The 15035-nt window shown below is 63.5% G+C and carries 13 protein-coding genes; 7 read left to right on the forward strand and 6 right to left on the reverse strand.

The genetic code is table 11. From position 1 onward, the window contains the following. Position 1: 1 nt before the first annotated feature. Together CVM52_RS00385 and CVM52_RS00390 are read right to left on the reverse strand one after the other, a co-directional pair. Positions 2–748, reverse strand: coding sequence for a maleate cis-trans isomerase family protein (locus CVM52_RS00385; protein ID WP_100160747.1), 747 nt, complete (start codon positions 746–748; stop codon positions 2–4). A 39-nt stretch (positions 749–787) separates the two neighbouring features. Next, positions 788–1993, reverse strand: a complete 1206-nt coding sequence (locus CVM52_RS00390) for an FAD-dependent oxidoreductase (protein ID WP_100160748.1) — start codon at positions 1991–1993, stop codon at positions 788–790. A 278-nt stretch (positions 1994–2271) separates the two neighbouring features. Here CVM52_RS00390 and CVM52_RS00395 point away from each other — a divergent pair, with 278 nt between their 5' ends. The 6 genes from CVM52_RS00395 (at position 2272) to CVM52_RS00420 (ending at position 8861) form a co-directional block, all read left to right on the forward strand. Continuing rightward, a complete protein-coding gene (locus tag CVM52_RS00395; RefSeq protein ID WP_100160749.1) occupies positions 2272–3189 on the forward strand; it encodes a branched-chain amino acid ABC transporter permease in 918 nt (305 codons plus the stop codon). A 13-nt stretch (positions 3190–3202) separates the two neighbouring features. Beyond that, on the forward strand, positions 3203–4117 hold the full coding sequence (locus CVM52_RS00400; RefSeq protein ID WP_240620811.1) for a branched-chain amino acid ABC transporter permease: 915 nt from the start codon (positions 3203–3205) through the stop codon (positions 4115–4117). After that, positions 4114–4893, forward strand: coding sequence for an ABC transporter ATP-binding protein (locus CVM52_RS00405; RefSeq protein ID WP_100160751.1), 780 nt, complete (start codon positions 4114–4116; stop codon positions 4891–4893). The genes CVM52_RS00400 and CVM52_RS00405 overlap by 4 nt, the downstream gene beginning before the upstream one ends. Beyond that, on the forward strand, positions 4886–5605 hold the full coding sequence (locus CVM52_RS00410) for an ABC transporter ATP-binding protein (RefSeq protein ID WP_100160752.1): 720 nt from the start codon (positions 4886–4888) through the stop codon (positions 5603–5605). Before CVM52_RS00405 ends, CVM52_RS00410 begins: the two co-directional genes overlap by 8 nt. Before the next feature lie 38 nt (positions 5606–5643). Beyond that, positions 5644–6828, forward strand: coding sequence for an ABC transporter substrate-binding protein (locus CVM52_RS00415; protein ID WP_100160753.1), 1185 nt, complete (start codon positions 5644–5646; stop codon positions 6826–6828). Between the two features lie 92 nt (positions 6829–6920). Continuing rightward, a complete protein-coding gene (locus CVM52_RS00420) occupies positions 6921–8861 on the forward strand; it encodes a TRAP transporter permease (RefSeq protein ID WP_172720868.1) in 1941 nt (646 codons plus the stop codon). Positions 8862–8975: 114 nt separating this feature from the next. On the opposite strand, the gene CVM52_RS00425 is transcribed toward CVM52_RS00420, so the two are convergent. After that, complete coding sequence (locus CVM52_RS00425; protein ID WP_100160755.1) at positions 8976–9941, reverse strand: TAXI family TRAP transporter solute-binding subunit; 966 nt, start codon at positions 9939–9941, stop codon at positions 8976–8978. Positions 9942–10185: 244 nt separating this feature from the next. On the opposite strand from CVM52_RS00425, the gene CVM52_RS00430 reads away from it, so the two are divergent. After that, positions 10186–11892, forward strand: a complete 1707-nt coding sequence (locus CVM52_RS00430; protein WP_100160756.1) for a thiamine pyrophosphate-requiring protein — start codon at positions 10186–10188, stop codon at positions 11890–11892. 19 nt (positions 11893–11911) lie between these two features. Here CVM52_RS00430 and CVM52_RS00435 read toward each other — a convergent pair whose 3' ends face one another. Genes CVM52_RS00435 through leuC form a run of 3 tightly spaced genes read right to left on the reverse strand, consistent with a single transcriptional unit; the run spans position 11912 to position 14879 of the window. After that, positions 11912–12862 carry a 3-hydroxyacyl-CoA dehydrogenase NAD-binding domain-containing protein gene (locus CVM52_RS00435; RefSeq protein ID WP_100160757.1) on the reverse strand — a complete coding sequence of 317 codons (951 nt, stop codon included), beginning with the start codon at positions 12860–12862 and terminating at the stop codon, positions 11912–11914. Next, positions 12859–13476 (reverse strand): 3-isopropylmalate dehydratase small subunit, encoded by a 618-nt coding sequence (leuD, locus tag CVM52_RS00440; RefSeq protein WP_100160758.1) that lies wholly within the window; start codon positions 13474–13476, stop codon positions 12859–12861. The genes CVM52_RS00435 and leuD overlap by 4 nt, the downstream gene beginning before the upstream one ends. Beyond that, positions 13476–14879, reverse strand: coding sequence for a 3-isopropylmalate dehydratase large subunit (gene leuC / locus CVM52_RS00445; protein ID WP_100160759.1), 1404 nt, complete (start codon positions 14877–14879; stop codon positions 13476–13478). Before leuC ends, leuD begins: the two co-directional genes overlap by 1 nt. Between the last annotated feature and the right edge of the window lie 156 nt (positions 14880–15035).

Raw genomic sequence — 15035 nt, forward strand, 5'->3', positions numbered from 1 at the left:
CCTAGTAATGCGACAGGAGCGAGCCGAAGCCCTGCACCTTGTCTTCGATGCCGTTCATCCTGAGCGCGTGCCAATAGGTCGCGGTGTTGATCGCGATCACCGGCTTGTCGAGCCAGAATTCCGCGATGCCGCCGACGCGGGCCATGGCCAGGTTGGTGCCGGCCTGAATGATTGCCTCGACCGAGGGATCATTGACCTCGTTGATCGCGTCGCGCAGGGTCTTTTCGGTTTCGTGGGCGATGAGCATCGGGCTTTTGCATTTCAGCCCCTTCACCTGCACCACCTCGTACCCGCAATCGGTGAAATAGCGTTCCACCTGCTGGTCGCCGACCGGCATGTAGGGCGTGATCACCGCAATCTTCTTGATGTCGCCAAAGCACTTCAACGCGTTCATGCAGGCGTCCGAGCCCATGGCAACCGGCATCCCGGCGCGCTCCATGATCTCTGCCTGCAACTTGTCGGCGCGCTCCTTGCCGTCCCAGAAGGTTTCGGCGGACATGCCCATCACCATGGCGCCGGGCGAGCAGGTTTTCACTGCGTCGATCGCGTCCATCGTGGCAGCGCGGATGCCCATGACGAGATTGTTGAAGTCCTCATCGTTGTGCACCGGGGTGTCGGGGATGATGATCCGCGAGAAATGGTTGGTCACGCCCACCGGGCGCATGTCGTCGAACTCGGGTTGTACCGAGGTATTGGTGGACGGCGCGATGACGCCGAATTTCATGCGGTAGCCGAGGCTGTCGGTCATCTTGATGTCTTTCCTGCTGGTCGTCGTTTCTGATTGGGCTCAGGCCACCTCTTCCAGATCCTTCAGGGACTGGAGCATCGAGGAACGCATGAGAAAGTCTTTGTGCCGGGCCGGATCGGCAACGATGGCGCGCAGTTCGTCGTGGTAACGCGCGCGCGCCTCGGGGTCGTTCTCGGCCATCATTTTGCGATTGCGCATCGACTGCTCTTGCACCGTGTCGATACACACCTGCCGGCGCTGCCGCTCGTAGCGGTCGAGCGACGAAGGTTCTGCCTCTCCGCGCCAGACCGGAATCAGCTTCTCGACCAGGTTCACCGCGTCATGGATGCCGCCGTTCATGCCCATCCCGCCAAGCGGATTGTTGAGATGCGCGGCATCCCCGGCAAGAAAGGCGCGGCCCTTCACATATTCCTTGGCGACCCGCTGATGCACCCGGTAGGCGGTGGCGTGCACCACATCATAGGTGCCATCCTGATGGCAGAGCTTTTGCAGCCGCCGTTCCATCAGCGCCGGGTCCTTGATTTCCTCCTCGGTCATGCCCGGATCTGTGGGCAGCAGCACGCGCCAGAGAGAAGGGGTGCGCAGCAGCACGGCCCATTCATCGGGGTCGGTGAGATAGGCAATGGGCGCGAGATCGGGAATCGCCTTGCCGAAGTCGAACTCCGTGGACATCGACAGGAAGATTTCGGGGATGGTCAGCCCCTCGAACTCGATATCGAGCGACTTGCGCATGCGCGAATGCGCGCCATCGCAGGCGATGAGATAGCGCCCCTTGAGCAGCTCGGTGCTGCCATCGCTGCGTTCGGTCGTCAGCGTTACCTCATCCGCGTCCTGCGTGAGGGAGGTGCCGATGGCGCCATAGATCATCTCGACGCAATCGCTGGCGTCCAGCCGGCTCCGCAGCGCCTCGGTCAGCTTCCACTGTTCGCACTGGAGTCGGTAGGGGTGATTCGTCTCGCCCGACAGCAGGCCGAGGTCGAAATGCGCGACGATTCCCTCGCTGCGGTCGCGGAACTGCCAGTGCGGGCAGACGAGTCCGCGGGCCACCAGCTGCTCCGAAATGCCGAAGCGGTCGAGCATGTCGAGCGTGGGTGGATGAAAGGTCGAGGCCCGTAAATCTTGGGGCAATTCATCGCTGCGCTCAATTATCGTTACAGGGATTCCCGCTTCCGCGAGGCTCGCTGCGGCAACCAGCCCAACCGGGCCTGCGCCTACGATGAGCACGCGCTCGTTTTTCTCACTCATTTGGCTCTCGCCTCCTTCATCACGCTTGACAGCCACGATGTCGCTTCTCATTGTGTACAAAAGGTTTGGACAAATCTTCAAGACAAAATCAAGACCGAGGGACAAATAATGGGTAAAGAAAGTTGGTAAGCGCTAGAAATATAAGAGTTAATCACTCTTTTAGGGGCGGTGAACGTCTGTACCGGTCTAGATTCGCGAGCCCGAGAGGGCATAAAATGGCTGCGCAACAAGTACTGTGTTTGCCTCAAATGTGTACAAACTAGGAGAGGTCAGACCTGATGCTTTTCCTGCAGCAGCTTGTGAACGCCCTGATGCTGGGCTCGGTCTACGTGACCGTTGCCGTGGCCTTCACCCTCACAATCGGCATCCTCAACTTTCTCAACTTCACCATTCCCACCCTCTTCATGCTCGCCGGCATGCTCGGCTGGGCGCTGTCCTCCTGGGGGCTTCCGTTCGGCCTTGGCGGTCCGATCCACTGGCTCCCGGCGATCATGTTGGGCATCCTCGCCGCGATCATCGTGTCCCTGATCGTCGAGCGGTTCACTTTCCGCTATCTCAAGACGAAATACGGAGACAGCACCGAGCACGCGATTCCGCTGGTCTCTTCACTCGGCTTCCTGCTGATCGTCGAAAACCTCGTCCGCATCGCCTATGGCACCGAAGGTCGCCGCTTCGAGGGGCCTGACGCCGACCTCACGCTTCATGTGGGCGGCATCTTGGTTCGTGTGCCGCAGCTGGTCTCGCTCCTTATCACCGTTCTGATCGTGCTTGGCCTCACCCAGCTGCTCAAGCGGTCGCGCATCGGCCGTGGTCTGCGGGCCATCGCCGAAAATCCCGACGCCGCGAATGTGCTCGGCGTTGATACCGCCAAGATCGTCCCGGTCGTCTTCATGCTGACCGGTGTGCTCTGCGGCCTCGCAGGCGCCCTCTTTGCCGTCAACTACGGCGAGGTGTCACCGATGATGGGTGAGGATGTTGGCGCGAAGGCCATCGCCGGCATGGTGATTGGCGGGCTTGGCTCGATCTGGGGGGCGGTTCTGGGTGGCCTCGTCGTGGGCTTCCTCGAGTTGATGACCGTGCATTTCATCGGCGCCGACACTGTGCAGGTCGTTGTTTGGGGCGCACTTCTGCTGATGCTTATCGTCAAGCCCAGCGGCCTGCTTGGACACAACTCCATCGGCAAGGGGAAGCTCTAAGATGTCTGGATATATGGCTGGGATCATCTCGATCCTCGCAATCAACGTGATCTTCGCTTACGGAATCTTCCTTTCTGTCGCCTCCGGTCAGCTCAATCTTGGCGGGGCTGGCTTCCAGGCTTTGGGCGCTTACGCCGCCGCCATGATCTCGGCGAATTACGATCTCCCCCTTTTCGCGGCCATGCTCGCGGGCATGGTGATTGCGGGTCTGATCGGGGTGGCCCTTGCCTTCCCGATCCTGCGAACGAAGGGGGTCTATCTGGTGCTGGCAACCTTCGCTTTTGCCGAGGTCGTGGCAGGGGTGATCATCAACACCGAATTCCTCGGCGGTGCGATGGGGCTCTCGGTGCCGGGCTATGTCGACTGGCAGCCCCCGGCGATCGCCGCGGTCCTCGTGTGCCTCTTCGTCTTCTACCTCATGTCCACCCGCTTCGGTCTGGCCATGCGGGCGATCCACGATGATGAAGACGTGTCCGACCTCATGGGGGTTTCCATCCGCAACGTAAAGGTCGTAGCCTTCGGCGTCGGCGCGGCGCTGGCCGGGCTTTCCGGCGCCTTCTATGCCTTCAGCTTCGGCTTCGTCGAGGTGCAGAGCTTTAATGCGCTGGTGTCGATCTACGTGCTTCTCTACGTGCTGCTCGGGGGCACCCAAACGCCTTGGGGCCCGCTCGTCGGTGCCGCCTTCTTCACCCTATTGCCGGAACTGCTGCGCGAGCTTCTGCCCGCCATCACGCAGGGCGTCGCCAACATCTTCGGCGCCACGGCCGATGTTGCACCGCCGGACGAAAGCTGGCGCTTCGTGATCCTGGGTGTGCTTGCCGTCGTGATGATGGCTGTACGTCCCGAGGGCGTTGTGACCCGAACCATGGTGGAGCGTCTCCGCTTCCGCCGGAACCGGAACAAATCCCTTGAGGAGGTGGCACAATGACCGAGACCATCCTCAAACTGACCAACCTCTCCAAGGGTTTCGGCGGGGTCCAGGTGATCGACGATTGCAGCTTTGACGTGCCGCGCGGTGCCCGGATGGCGCTGATCGGCCCCAACGGCGCCGGCAAAACGACGATCTTCAATCTGATGTCGGGCGTCTACACGCCCGATACCGGGCGGGTCATCTTTGACGGGGAAGACATCACCGACATCCCCTCGCGTATGCGCGTGCGTCGCGGGATGGCCCGCAGCTTCCAGAACATCCGCCTGATGCCGCACCTCTCGGTGGTCGAGAACATCATGCTCGGCCAGCACGCGCAGGTGGGCTCGCCGCTCGATATGGTCACCCCGCTGTTGAAGCGCTCGCGCTGGCGGCGGGAGGCCGAGGCGCTGCTGGCTGACATGGACATGGAGAGCTATCCCGGCGAGGTGGTGGCCACGTTGCCCTATGGCGTGCGCAAGAAGATCGAGGTGGTCCGGGCGCTGGCCTCGCGGCCCAAAATGCTCATGCTCGATGAGCCGGCCGCCGGCCTCAACCCCTCGGAAACGGCCGCTCTGCGCGACTTCCTGGTGCAGATTTCCGAAACCGGCGTGACCATCCTGATCGTCGAGCATGATATGAGCCTTGTCCGCAGCCTTTGCGACCGGGCCGTGGTGCTCAACTTCGGGCGCCTCATCTATGACGGCTCCACCAAGGAAGTGCAGCACGATCCGCAGGTGCTCGAGGCCTATCTCGGTTCCCGCCATGCCGAAGCCAAGGGAGAAGTCCATGCTTGAGGTCGAAACACTTGGCGTCACCTACGGGCGCACCCAGGCGGTCAAGGGCGTATCGCTCACCGTCGCGCCGGGCGAGATCGTCACGGTCCTGGGTGCCAACGGCGCGGGCAAGACCTCACTGTTGCGGGCGCTTCAGGGCGCGGTCAAGCCCGCTTCGGGCCGCATCACCTTCAACGGACGCGACCTCACGGGGCAGAGCCCCGCGGCACGGGTCAAGGAGGGCATGGTGCTCGTGCCGGAAGGCCGCCAGATCTTTGTTTCCATGTCGGTCCACGAGAACCTGCTGATGGGAGCATATCTGCGCCGCGACGACGCGGTCGTCGCGGAGATCGAGGCAATCTACGAGCGTTTTCCCAACCTCGCCGACCGCCGCAATGCGCAGGCCAGTTCGCTCTCCGGCGGGGAGCAGCAGATGCTCGCCATCGGGCGCGCTCTGGTCGCTCGGCCGCGCCTGATCATGCTCGACGAGCCCAGCCTCGGCTTGTCGCCGCTCTTCGTCGACAAGCTCTTCAGCTTGCTCGGCGAACTCAATCGCGACGGCATCGGCATTCTGCTCGTGGAGCAGAACACCACCATGGCGCTCGAGATCGCACAGCGCGGTTACGTGCTCGAACTTGGCGCGGTGGCCATCGAAGGCACGGCCGCAGAGCTCTCGGCCGATGGCGCACTGACCGAGGCCTACCTCGGCGGCAGCGAAGCCGAGCCGGCCTGACACAAACAATAAATTCATCTTCACAGGGAGAACTGACCATGCAACCAACCAAGACCCTCTTCGCTGCGGCTCTTGCGGCCACATTTGCCACCACCGCGCCGCTCGCGGCGCAGGATACCATCAAGATCGGCCACATCGGCGTGGCTTCGGGCTTTCTCAAAAGCTACGGCGAACCCTCCAACGTGGCGGTTGATATCGCCGTGGAGGAGATCAACGCCGCTGGCGGGATCAACGGCAAACCGATCGAGCTGATCCGCTATGATACCGGTTCCGATCCCAAGCAGGCTGCCGTCGCCGCACGTTCGTTGGGTCGTGACGACGAGGTCCTCGCCATCGCCGGCCCGTTCTCTTCGGGCGAAGCCTCGGTGGCGTTGAACGATGCCGACCGCCTCAAGATCCTGATGCTGCCCACGTCCTCCTCTGCCCCCGGCCTGACCGAGGGCCGCAAGTATGGCTGGCGGCTCACTGAAGACGAGCACAAGCAGTTCGGCCGCCTGCTCGCCGCGATGAAAGAAAAAGGCCTTCCGATGGCGACCGCCGAAATCGTCTATGTGTCCGACGAGGTCGTGGCCAACGCCGCCGGCACCAAGCTCTACCCCGAGCTTCTGAGCGCGGCGGGCGTCGAGGTCGGCGATCCGATCCCGGTGCAGTGGAAGACCTTCGACATGTCGGCACAGGTTGCCAACATCGTGCAGTCCAATCCGGATATCGTGGCCGTGGCCGCGCTGCCTGAATCCGCCTCCAAGTTGATCGCCGAACTCGACCGGCAAGGCTATGAGGGCCGGGTGATCGGTTCGCAGATCTTCTCCGATCCCAACGTTGTCGAACTCTTCGGCCCCGAGGGTGACGGCACGCTCGTGGTCGCAGGTTTCTGGAAGGGCCGTACCGAGCAGGCGTCCAACTTCAACGAGAAGTTCGTGGCCCTCGCCAATGAGCGCGGCATCCACAAGCTCGGCGCCCACCACTCCGACGCGCAGGCCTATGATACGATCTACCTGATCAAGCAGCTGATGGAGGCCGCAGGCACCACCGGTGACCCGGCGAAGCTGGAAGAAGAGCGCCAGGCCATCGCCGATCAGATGGAAGGGGTGATTTTCTCGGGCATCCTCGGTGACAACATCTGCTTTGACGGCCACGATGCCGAGCTGCCGGGCTACATCATCGAGATCACCGGCGGCGAATGGACCAAGTTCGCAGAGGCACCGGCCGACGCCTGCGAATAACCCGCTCCGCGGCCTCGCCCTGTCAGGGCGAGGCCGTCACGAAAGGCGCCGGGCGGCTCAGGCGGCCCGGCGCAAACACCGAAAGCGAGACCATGGCCCTGAACACCCTTCGCAACATCTTTTCCCCGCTTGCCGCCGTGCTGGCCTTTCTGGTTCCGGTCGTGGCGGTGATCTGGGTGCTGTCGATCCCGCAACGCATGGGCTTTCTGATCTACCCCGAGCAGGTCGCGGCGCTGCTGCTGGGGGCTGCGCTCTGCGTGGTCTTTGGCCGCGCGGTCGCAAAGGCCAGTGGCCCACTGGCATGGTTGGACGCCGCCCTGTCTCTCCTGGCGCTCGGCCTGGGGCTCTGGGTCTTCGTCCGCTTCCCCACACTGACCGAAGGCAGCCACCTCCACCCGACCGAAGCCTATTGGCTGGGAGTCATTGTCACCCTTCTCGTGCTCGAAGGTTTGCGCCGCGTCGTTGGCTGGACGCTGGTCGTCATCACCGCCGCGATGTTTGCCTATGCGCTGTGGGGCAACCTCGTGCCCGGTCCCCTGCGCGGCCGCGGCCAGCCGCTGGAAGACGTGATGCGCTTCATCGGCACCGACAGCGCTGCGACATGGGGTGCCGCCTTGCAGATCGCGGCCTTCGTCGTGGTCATCTTCGTGCTCTTCGGCGGCCTGCTTTTGGCCGTGGGTGGCGGCGATTTCTTTACCCAGCTGGCCACCCGCGTCGCCGGGCGCGGCCCGGGCAACACCGCCAAGGTGGCGGTTGTGGCCTCTGGCCTCTTCGGATCGATTTCCGGCAGCGCCGTCTCGAACGTCATGTCCACCGGGGTGATGACCATCCCGATGATGCGCCGCTCCGGCTTTCGCGACGATCAGGCCGGCGCGATCGAGGCCGTTGCCTCCACCGGCGGCCAGCTTGCCCCGCCGGTTATGGGGGCCGCCGCCTTCCTGATGGCGGAACTCCTGCAAATGCCCTACGGCGACATCCTGCTCGCCGCGATCCTTCCCGCCGCGCTCTACTACCTCTCGCTCTATTTCCAGATCGACTTTATCGCCCGCCGTGACGGCCATGCCGAGGCCGACTGGATCGAAAAGATGGGCCTGCGCACGGTGCTGACCAAGGGCTGGCTCCCCCTCGGGGCCTTCGTGGTCCTGCTCGGTGCCATCTTCGCCTGGGACATGCGCGCCGAGGTGGCGGCCATTTGGGCGCTCGGCCTGATCGTCGGTGTCGCCCTGGCCCTCTGGGCCGTCCGCCGCGCAAGCGGCAGCGCCTCCGGGACGGGCCCCGCCCTGTCACCGAAGGAAGTGGCGGCAACAATCTGCAAGACCGGCAGCCAGGTGTGCGACGTGCTGCTGATCTGCGCCGCCGCCGGCATGATCATCGGCCTGCTGGCCACCACCGGTCTTGGCTTTTCGCTGTCGCTCTTCCTCATCCAGTTCGGTGGCTCCAACCTCTTCGGCCTTCTGCTGATCACCGGCTTGGTCGGCATCGTCCTCGGTCTCGGCCTGCCCACCACCGGTGTCTATCTGCTGCTTGCCACCATGGCCGCGCCTGCACTGGTGCAACTCGGCATCCCGGCGCTCGCCGCGCATATGTTCGTCTTCTACTACGGGATGCTGTCGATGATCACGCCGCCCATCGCGATGGCCGCCTTTGCCGCCGCGTCGATCTCGGGCGCGCCGCAGCTGAAAACCGGGGTCCAGGCGTTCAAGTTCGGCTGGATCGCCTATTTCCTGCCCTTCCTTTTCATCTACAAGCCGGGCCTTCTGATGGCCGGCCCATGGTGGGAGATCACCTATGTCTTCGCCAGCGCCCTGATCGCGCTGATCCTCGTTTCGGCCGCGATCATCGGCCATGGCCTGACCCACCTTGCGCCGCCGGTCCGTGCGCTCGCCCTTGTCACCGGCGTGCTGATCATCGCCCCCCTGCGCCAGTTCGGTCCGCCGGTTCTGGAATTCGGCATCAGCTTTGCCGGTCTGGTGATGATCGTCGCCTATGTCGTGCTCCTCCGTGGCAGCCAGCGCGCGATGGCGAAGGGCTGATTTTCCCACCCGACAACCCAACAAAAAAGCCGGGCTTCGTGCCCGGCTTTCTCATTTTCGACCTGCTGAAAAAAAGACCGGGCGCGGAACGCCCGGCCAGTCTCAGGAAGAAGTTCAGTCAATCAGGCCCTTTTCCTTAAAAAAGGCAGTTGCGCCGGGATGGTAGGGAATGTCGGCTTTCTTGCCCATGCCGGCCGGGTCGAAGGTTTCCCAAAGCGGCGAGGTGCCCTTCAGGAAATCGACACCTTCGTACATCGCGGAAACCACCTTGGTGATCTGCTCGTCGGGCACATTGGCATTGGCGAAGAGCAGGTAGTCGTAGGCAATCACCGCGGTCGCTTCGTCGAGTCCGGGGATCTCTTCCGAGGCCTCGATCGGCGCGATGTAAGAGCCGGGCAGGAAGGATTGCAGTTCTTCCAGCTTGTCTTCGGGGATGGGCAGGAACTGGATATCCCCCAGTGCCGCTTCGAGGTCAAAGGTTGCCTGCGAACCGACAGCCGCAATGCTCACATCGATCCGGCCATCCTTGAAGGCTTCGTATTGCTGCGGAAAGTTCGCAATCGGCACCGAGGTGACGTCATCATAAGTCAGCCCGCCAGCGGCCAGCGCCGCCTGCACCACGAAATCGCCCAGCGAATTCTCGGGATAGCGCGGCACCTTGTGCCCCTTGATGTCGGCATAGCTTTTGATGTCGCTGCTTTCCGGCGCAACGAGTGCCGCGTTGAACGGCATCATCGTGGCGACGAGACGCAGGTTTTTCGCCGGTTCGGTCGACATGCCGGTTCCGGTCATCGCGTAATAGGTCTGCGGGTAATTGGCGATTCCAAGCTCGACCTTGCCCTGATCCAGCAGCACGATGTACTGCGAGGTGTTGGCGCTGATCTGCGGGATCACCTGAAGATCGCTGTTCATCGAAATCACCTGCGCAAGCGCGGTGCCGATCTGCCCGGTAGCGCCCCCCTGGGTCGTTCCGATGCCGAGCGTCTGTGCGCTGGCAGCGGTGCCGAGCGGCAGGAGTGCCGCCGTGGCAAGGAGCCTGGCGGCGAGGCGGAATTTACGTTCGGGCGAGTGGTGAGTCATGCTGTCCTTTCTGCCCTCTGGCGAGGGGTCCCTGTCAGTTTATGTATGCGTATTCAGGATAGCAGACCTGCCGCCTCATGTCATGGATTATTGCAGTTGTCCGCACATCGAAAAAAGTTCGGTAAATAACTAATATTAAACATAAAAAATCGATGCCTAATAAGCGGCATTTTTACAAAATCAGCTGTTGGCAGATCGGTGATTCTGATATTGTCCATACAAATATTCAGCCAAGGATTCCCCCATGTCGAACGCACCCGCCGCCCGCTCGAAAATTGCCGCCGAAGCCTGGCTCGAGGCTCTGACGGAGGGGGGCGTGGATGCACTTTACGCGGTGGCCGGCACCGACTTTCCGTCTATCATCGAGGCGTATGAACGAAGGCCGGAAACCGCGATTGACCTGCCGCGTCCTTACACGGTGCCGCATGAAAACCTCGCGGTGTCCATGGCCCACGGAGATGCTCTGCGCAGCGGCAAGGCACAGGCGGCGATGGTTCACGTGAGTGTCGGAACGGCCAACATGGTGTGTGGTGCGCTCAACGCGGCACGAGATGCTGTGCCCGTTTTGCTCGCCGCCGGGCGCACTCCGCTGACCGAAGAAGGCGAGCCGGGTACAAGGTCGCGCTTCATCCACTGGGCGCAGGAGATGTTCGACCAGGGCGGGATGCTGCGGGAAGCGGTGAAGTGGGATTACGAATTGCGCTCGGCCGATCAGGTCGAGGACGTGGCCATTCGGGCGCTCGACATCGCCGAGGCCCCGCCGCCCGGCCCGGTCTACCTGTCGCTGCCCCGTGAACTGCTGGCCCGCGAGGTCCGTGCCGACCGTCCAAAGCGTAGCCGAAGCCGGGTGGTCGAAGGCGCGCCGGACGGAAACGCAATCGATCGCCTCGCCGGGGCCATCCGCGCCGCGGAATACCCGGTCATCGTGACCAGCAACGCCGGCCGCGAGCCGGGTGGTTGCGCGGCGCTGACCGCCCTGGCCGAGGCCTGGGCCTTGCCGGTCGTGCAGTTCAACGCCCGCTCGGTCAATCTGCCGTTCGAACACGACATGGCAATCGGCTTTGATACCAAAGACTTGCTGCGCGGGGCCGATCTCATCCTTTCTGTGGCCTGTGACGTGCCCTGGGTCCCGCATGTGACCAGCCCGCGCCCCACCGCACCGCTCTGGGAGATCGACCGCGATCCACTTTTTGTAAACTATCCGTTGCGTTCCTTCGGTGCTTCGGAAAGCATCGTCGCTTCGCCTGCCATGGCCCTCGCGGCCCTGGCTGCTGCATTGGGCGCACCTGCGGAGGATGCGGTGCGCCGGGTGGAAATGCGGCGTGCCAAAGTGGCCGAACTGCGGGCAAGGCGCCTCAGCCGCGAGAGCCTGGATCGTTCCCGCTTCACCGCCGAGGTGGCCTCTGCCGTACTGGCCGAACGCCTGCCGCAACAGGCTGTAATCGTGAACGAATATTCCTTCCGGACCGACCTCGCGACGTTCTCGGAGCCGGGTCAGTTCTATGGCTTTACCCCGGCCGGCGGCCTCGGCTTCGGGTTCGGGGCGGCGCTGGGTGTGGCGGCAGCCGACAAGCGCGCGGGCGTGTCCGACCGCCCGGTCGTGGCCATGCTGGGTGATGGAGCCTATATGTTCAACAACCCGGTTGCCTGCCACTGGGCCTCAGCGGCGCATGGTCTGCCCATGGTTACGGTTGTCTTCAACAACCGCCGTTGGGGTGCGGTGCGCAACTCGACGCTGGCGATGTATCCTCAGGGCGCGGCGGCGGCGGGCGACGGCATGTTCCTCGCCGATCTGTCGCCCGCGCCCGATTACGCCGCCATCTGCCGGGCGCATGGTGGCGTCGGAGAGGCGGTGACAAATGCCGAAGCCCTTCCTGCCGTCATTGACCGTGCCCTGACGGCGGTGGCCGGCGGCCAACAGGCGCTGATCGACCTCCAGATCGAAAACTGAACCAAGCCCCGGGCCCGGATCACCGGCGCCCGGGGGCCTTGTCGCTGTCCTGCAAGGCGCGGGTCTTGAGAATGCGCCCGTCACGCCAGGCCTGCGCCTGCGGAATGGTCTCGACCGGTTGCTGCGCCGCCATCCTGTCATGGATTTCGCCTGCCAGTTCGGCGGGCCAGTCATAGGCGGTCTTCGCCTCGCGCCCCATGGTCTTCATCATGCCGCCAAGCTGGTCGACAAATCCCTGAAACCCTTCGCGGGCGTTGAGATGCGCGGTCATGAAAGGCCCGATCGAGGCCCATCGCAGGGCCAAGCCCGAGGTCAGCACCCGGTCGATATCTTCGGGTGAACAATAGCCTTCGCCCACCAGATGCATCGCCTCTGCTACCAGCGTGTATTGCAACCGATTCAGCAGAAAGCCCTCGATTTCCCGGTTCAGCACCACCGGCTCCATCCCCGCGGCCTCGAAGAAGCCGCGCGCCTTGGCGATAGTGCCCTCCGTGGTCTCGCCCGTGCCGCAAAGCTCCACCAGCGGAATATGCGAGGGCGGGTTGACCGGGTGGGCCACCAGAGCGCGCCCAGGGTTGGGCACATCGCGCAAGAACTGCGAACCGGGCAGGGCAGAGGTGGAGGACATCAGCAGCGCATCTTCCGGCACGGCGGCGCCGATTTCGGCAAAGAGCGCCCGCTTTATCCCAAGATCTTCGCGCACGCTTTCCTGCACCGCTTCTACGCCATCGACCGCTTCGGCAAGCGTTTCGGAGGGCGTGATCCGGGCCAGAATGGACTCGACACTCTCGCCCGTCGGGCGCGCTGCGGCGAGGTCTGCCAGTGTCCGGCCAATGCGGGGCAGGGCGAAGTCCTCGACCGTGCCCGGCATCGCATCGAAGAGCCGCACCTGGTATCCTGCGCGGGCATACACCGCCGCCCAGGCGCTGCCGACGGTGCCGGTGCCGATACAGGCGACGGCGCGGGTCATGCGCCCGATCCGGTGAGTGTGGCCAACCGCTCGCGGCTCAGTTCAAGCCAGCGCGGACGGGCCTTCTCGAAGGCGGCGATCTCCTCGGAATGGTCTTCCAGGACAAGCCCGATGTCATCCAACCCCTCAAGCAGCATCCGCTTGCGGTGCGCATCCAGATCAAAGCCGATCACAGCGCCCGAAGGCAGGCGGATTTCCTGTGCCGCCACGTCGATCTCGATCTCCTCACCGGCCTTGGCAGCGGCTTCCACCGGTGCGATCTCTTCGGCTGTCAACCGGATTGGCAGCACCCCGCTTTTGAAGCAGTTCGAAAAGAAAATCTCGCCAAAGCTCCGGCCAATGACGCAGCGCACGCCCAGATCAGCGAGGCACCACACGGCCTGCTCGCGCGACGAGCCGGTGCCGAAATTCTCGCCGACCACCAGCACCGAAGCGCCTTTCCAAGGCGCGCTATCGAGCGGAAAATCGGCACTCCGCCAATCGGCAAACGCATGTTTGCCGAGGCCCACGCGGTCCATCAGCAACAGGAAGCGGGCGGGAAAGATGATGTCGGTGTCGATCGCATTCTGCAGGATCGGGGCGACCTTGCTGCGCAGTGTTTTAAGCGGTTCCATCACAGGAGATCCCTTACATCGGTCAGGCGTCCGGTCACGGCGGCGGCGGCGGCCATCTGGGGAGAAACCAGATGCGTGCGCCCGCCCGTGCCCTGGCGGCCTTCGAAGTTGCGGTTTGAAGTGGAGGCACAGCGTTGCCCGGCCTCGAGCGTGTCGCCGTTCATGCCAACGCACATCGAGCAGCCCGCCTCCCGCCACTCGAAGCCGGCGGCGAGGAACACCTCGTGCAGGCCCTCGGCCTCGGCGGCCGCGCGCACGGCGGCCGAGCCGGGCACGGCAATGGCGGCCACGGTGCCGGCAACATGCCGCCCCTTCAGCACTGCCGCGGCCGCGCGCAGATCTTCCAGCCGCCCGTTGGTGCAGGAGCCGATGAACACGCGATCCACCGGGATATCCGCCAGTTTCTGACCCGGGGTCAGCCCCATATAGGCAAGGCTTTTGCGAATGCGCTCGGCCCGATTCGGATCGGCGATGGTGTCGGGGTCCGGCACCTCGCCCGTCACCGCGCCGGTCTGCTCGGGCGTGGTGCCCCAGGAGACCTGCGGCGCAAGCACCGAGGTGTCGAAGGTGATTTCCTTGTCAAAGACGGCATCCGCGTCAGAGGGCAGGGTCCGCCAAACCGCCATCGCCTCGTCCCAGTCGGCCCCTTCCGGCGCAAGCGGCCGGCCCTTGAGATAGCTGAACGTGGTTTCATCCGGCGCCACCATGCCGACCCGGCTGCCGGCCTCGATCGCCATGTTGCAAAGGGTCATTCGCGCTTCCATCGACAGGGCGCGCGTGGTGTCCCCGGCGAACTCGATTGCATACCCCACGCCGCCACCTGTGCCGATCTCCGAGATCAGGGCGAGAATCACATCCTTGACGGTCACCCCCGCAGGCAACCCCCCGGTCAGATTGACCCGCATGGATTTCTGCTTTGTCTGTCGCAGGCACTGGGTGGCAAAAACCGCGCCGCATTCCGACGCCCCGATGCCGAAGGCGAGGCAGCCAAAGGCACCGTGAGTCGATGTGTGGCTGTCGCCGCAGACCAGAACCGACCCTGGCAGGGTAAAGCCGGTCTCAGGCCCGATCACATGAACGATTCCGTGCCGGTCGCCGTCGAGCGCGACATAGGGCACGTCATACTTGGCAACATTTTCCTTAAGGCGCGCCACCTGTTTGCGGGCCAACTCGCTTTTGATCGTCGCGCCCCTGTCTTTGGTGGGCACCGCGTGGTCTGCCACGGCAAGTTGAAGTTCGGGGCGCCGCATCGGCAGCCCCGTCTTGTCGAGATAGGCAAAGGACTGCGGTGTAGAGACCTCGTGCACGAGGTGGCGGTCCATGTAGACAAGCGCCTCGCCGCCTCCGAAATCATGCACTGTGTGGCTGTCCCAGATCTTCTCGTAAAGCGTCTTTCCCGGCATTCTCGCCCGTTCCTCCAGAAGTGGGGCGCGGCGGCCCCCAGAATTTTCTCTTGAACTGTGTGCGATGTTAGGCTCTGTTGAATACGCATTCAAGCGGTAAAGCTCGGGCCAGACTCAGCCCGGTGTTCAGGGCCGCACACGGTACAATGACCTTAG

The sequence above is a fragment of the Pseudooceanicola lipolyticus genome, from assembly GCF_002786325.1.
Classification (GTDB): domain Bacteria; phylum Pseudomonadota; class Alphaproteobacteria; order Rhodobacterales; family Rhodobacteraceae; genus Pseudooceanicola_C; species Pseudooceanicola_C lipolyticus.

Coding starts and splice junctions, on each gene's coding strand:
- leuC (WP_100160759.1), bottom strand. CDS start 14,879: ATGCCGGGAAAGACGCTTTACGAGAAGATCTGGGACAGCCACACAGTG.
- CVM52_RS00395 (WP_100160749.1), top strand. CDS start 2,272: ATGCTTTTCCTGCAGCAGCTTGTGAACGCCCTGATGCTGGGCTCGGTC.
- CVM52_RS00425 (WP_100160755.1), bottom strand. CDS start 9,941: ATGACTCACCACTCGCCCGAACGTAAATTCCGCCTCGCCGCCAGGCTC.
- CVM52_RS00385 (WP_100160747.1), bottom strand. CDS start 748: ATGACCGACAGCCTCGGCTACCGCATGAAATTCGGCGTCATCGCGCCG.
- CVM52_RS00410 (WP_100160752.1), top strand. CDS start 4,886: ATGCTTGAGGTCGAAACACTTGGCGTCACCTACGGGCGCACCCAGGCG.
- leuD (WP_100160758.1), bottom strand. CDS start 13,476: ATGGAACCGCTTAAAACACTGCGCAGCAAGGTCGCCCCGATCCTGCAG.
- CVM52_RS00400 (WP_240620811.1), top strand. CDS start 3,203: ATGGCTGGGATCATCTCGATCCTCGCAATCAACGTGATCTTCGCTTAC.
- CVM52_RS00420 (WP_172720868.1), top strand. CDS start 6,921: ATGGCCCTGAACACCCTTCGCAACATCTTTTCCCCGCTTGCCGCCGTG.
- CVM52_RS00390 (WP_100160748.1), bottom strand. CDS start 1,993: ATGAGTGAGAAAAACGAGCGCGTGCTCATCGTAGGCGCAGGCCCGGTT.
- CVM52_RS00435 (WP_100160757.1), bottom strand. CDS start 12,862: ATGACCCGCGCCGTCGCCTGTATCGGCACCGGCACCGTCGGCAGCGCC.
- CVM52_RS00405 (WP_100160751.1), top strand. CDS start 4,114: ATGACCGAGACCATCCTCAAACTGACCAACCTCTCCAAGGGTTTCGGC.
- CVM52_RS00415 (WP_100160753.1), top strand. CDS start 5,644: ATGCAACCAACCAAGACCCTCTTCGCTGCGGCTCTTGCGGCCACATTT.
- CVM52_RS00430 (WP_100160756.1), top strand. CDS start 10,186: ATGTCGAACGCACCCGCCGCCCGCTCGAAAATTGCCGCCGAAGCCTGG.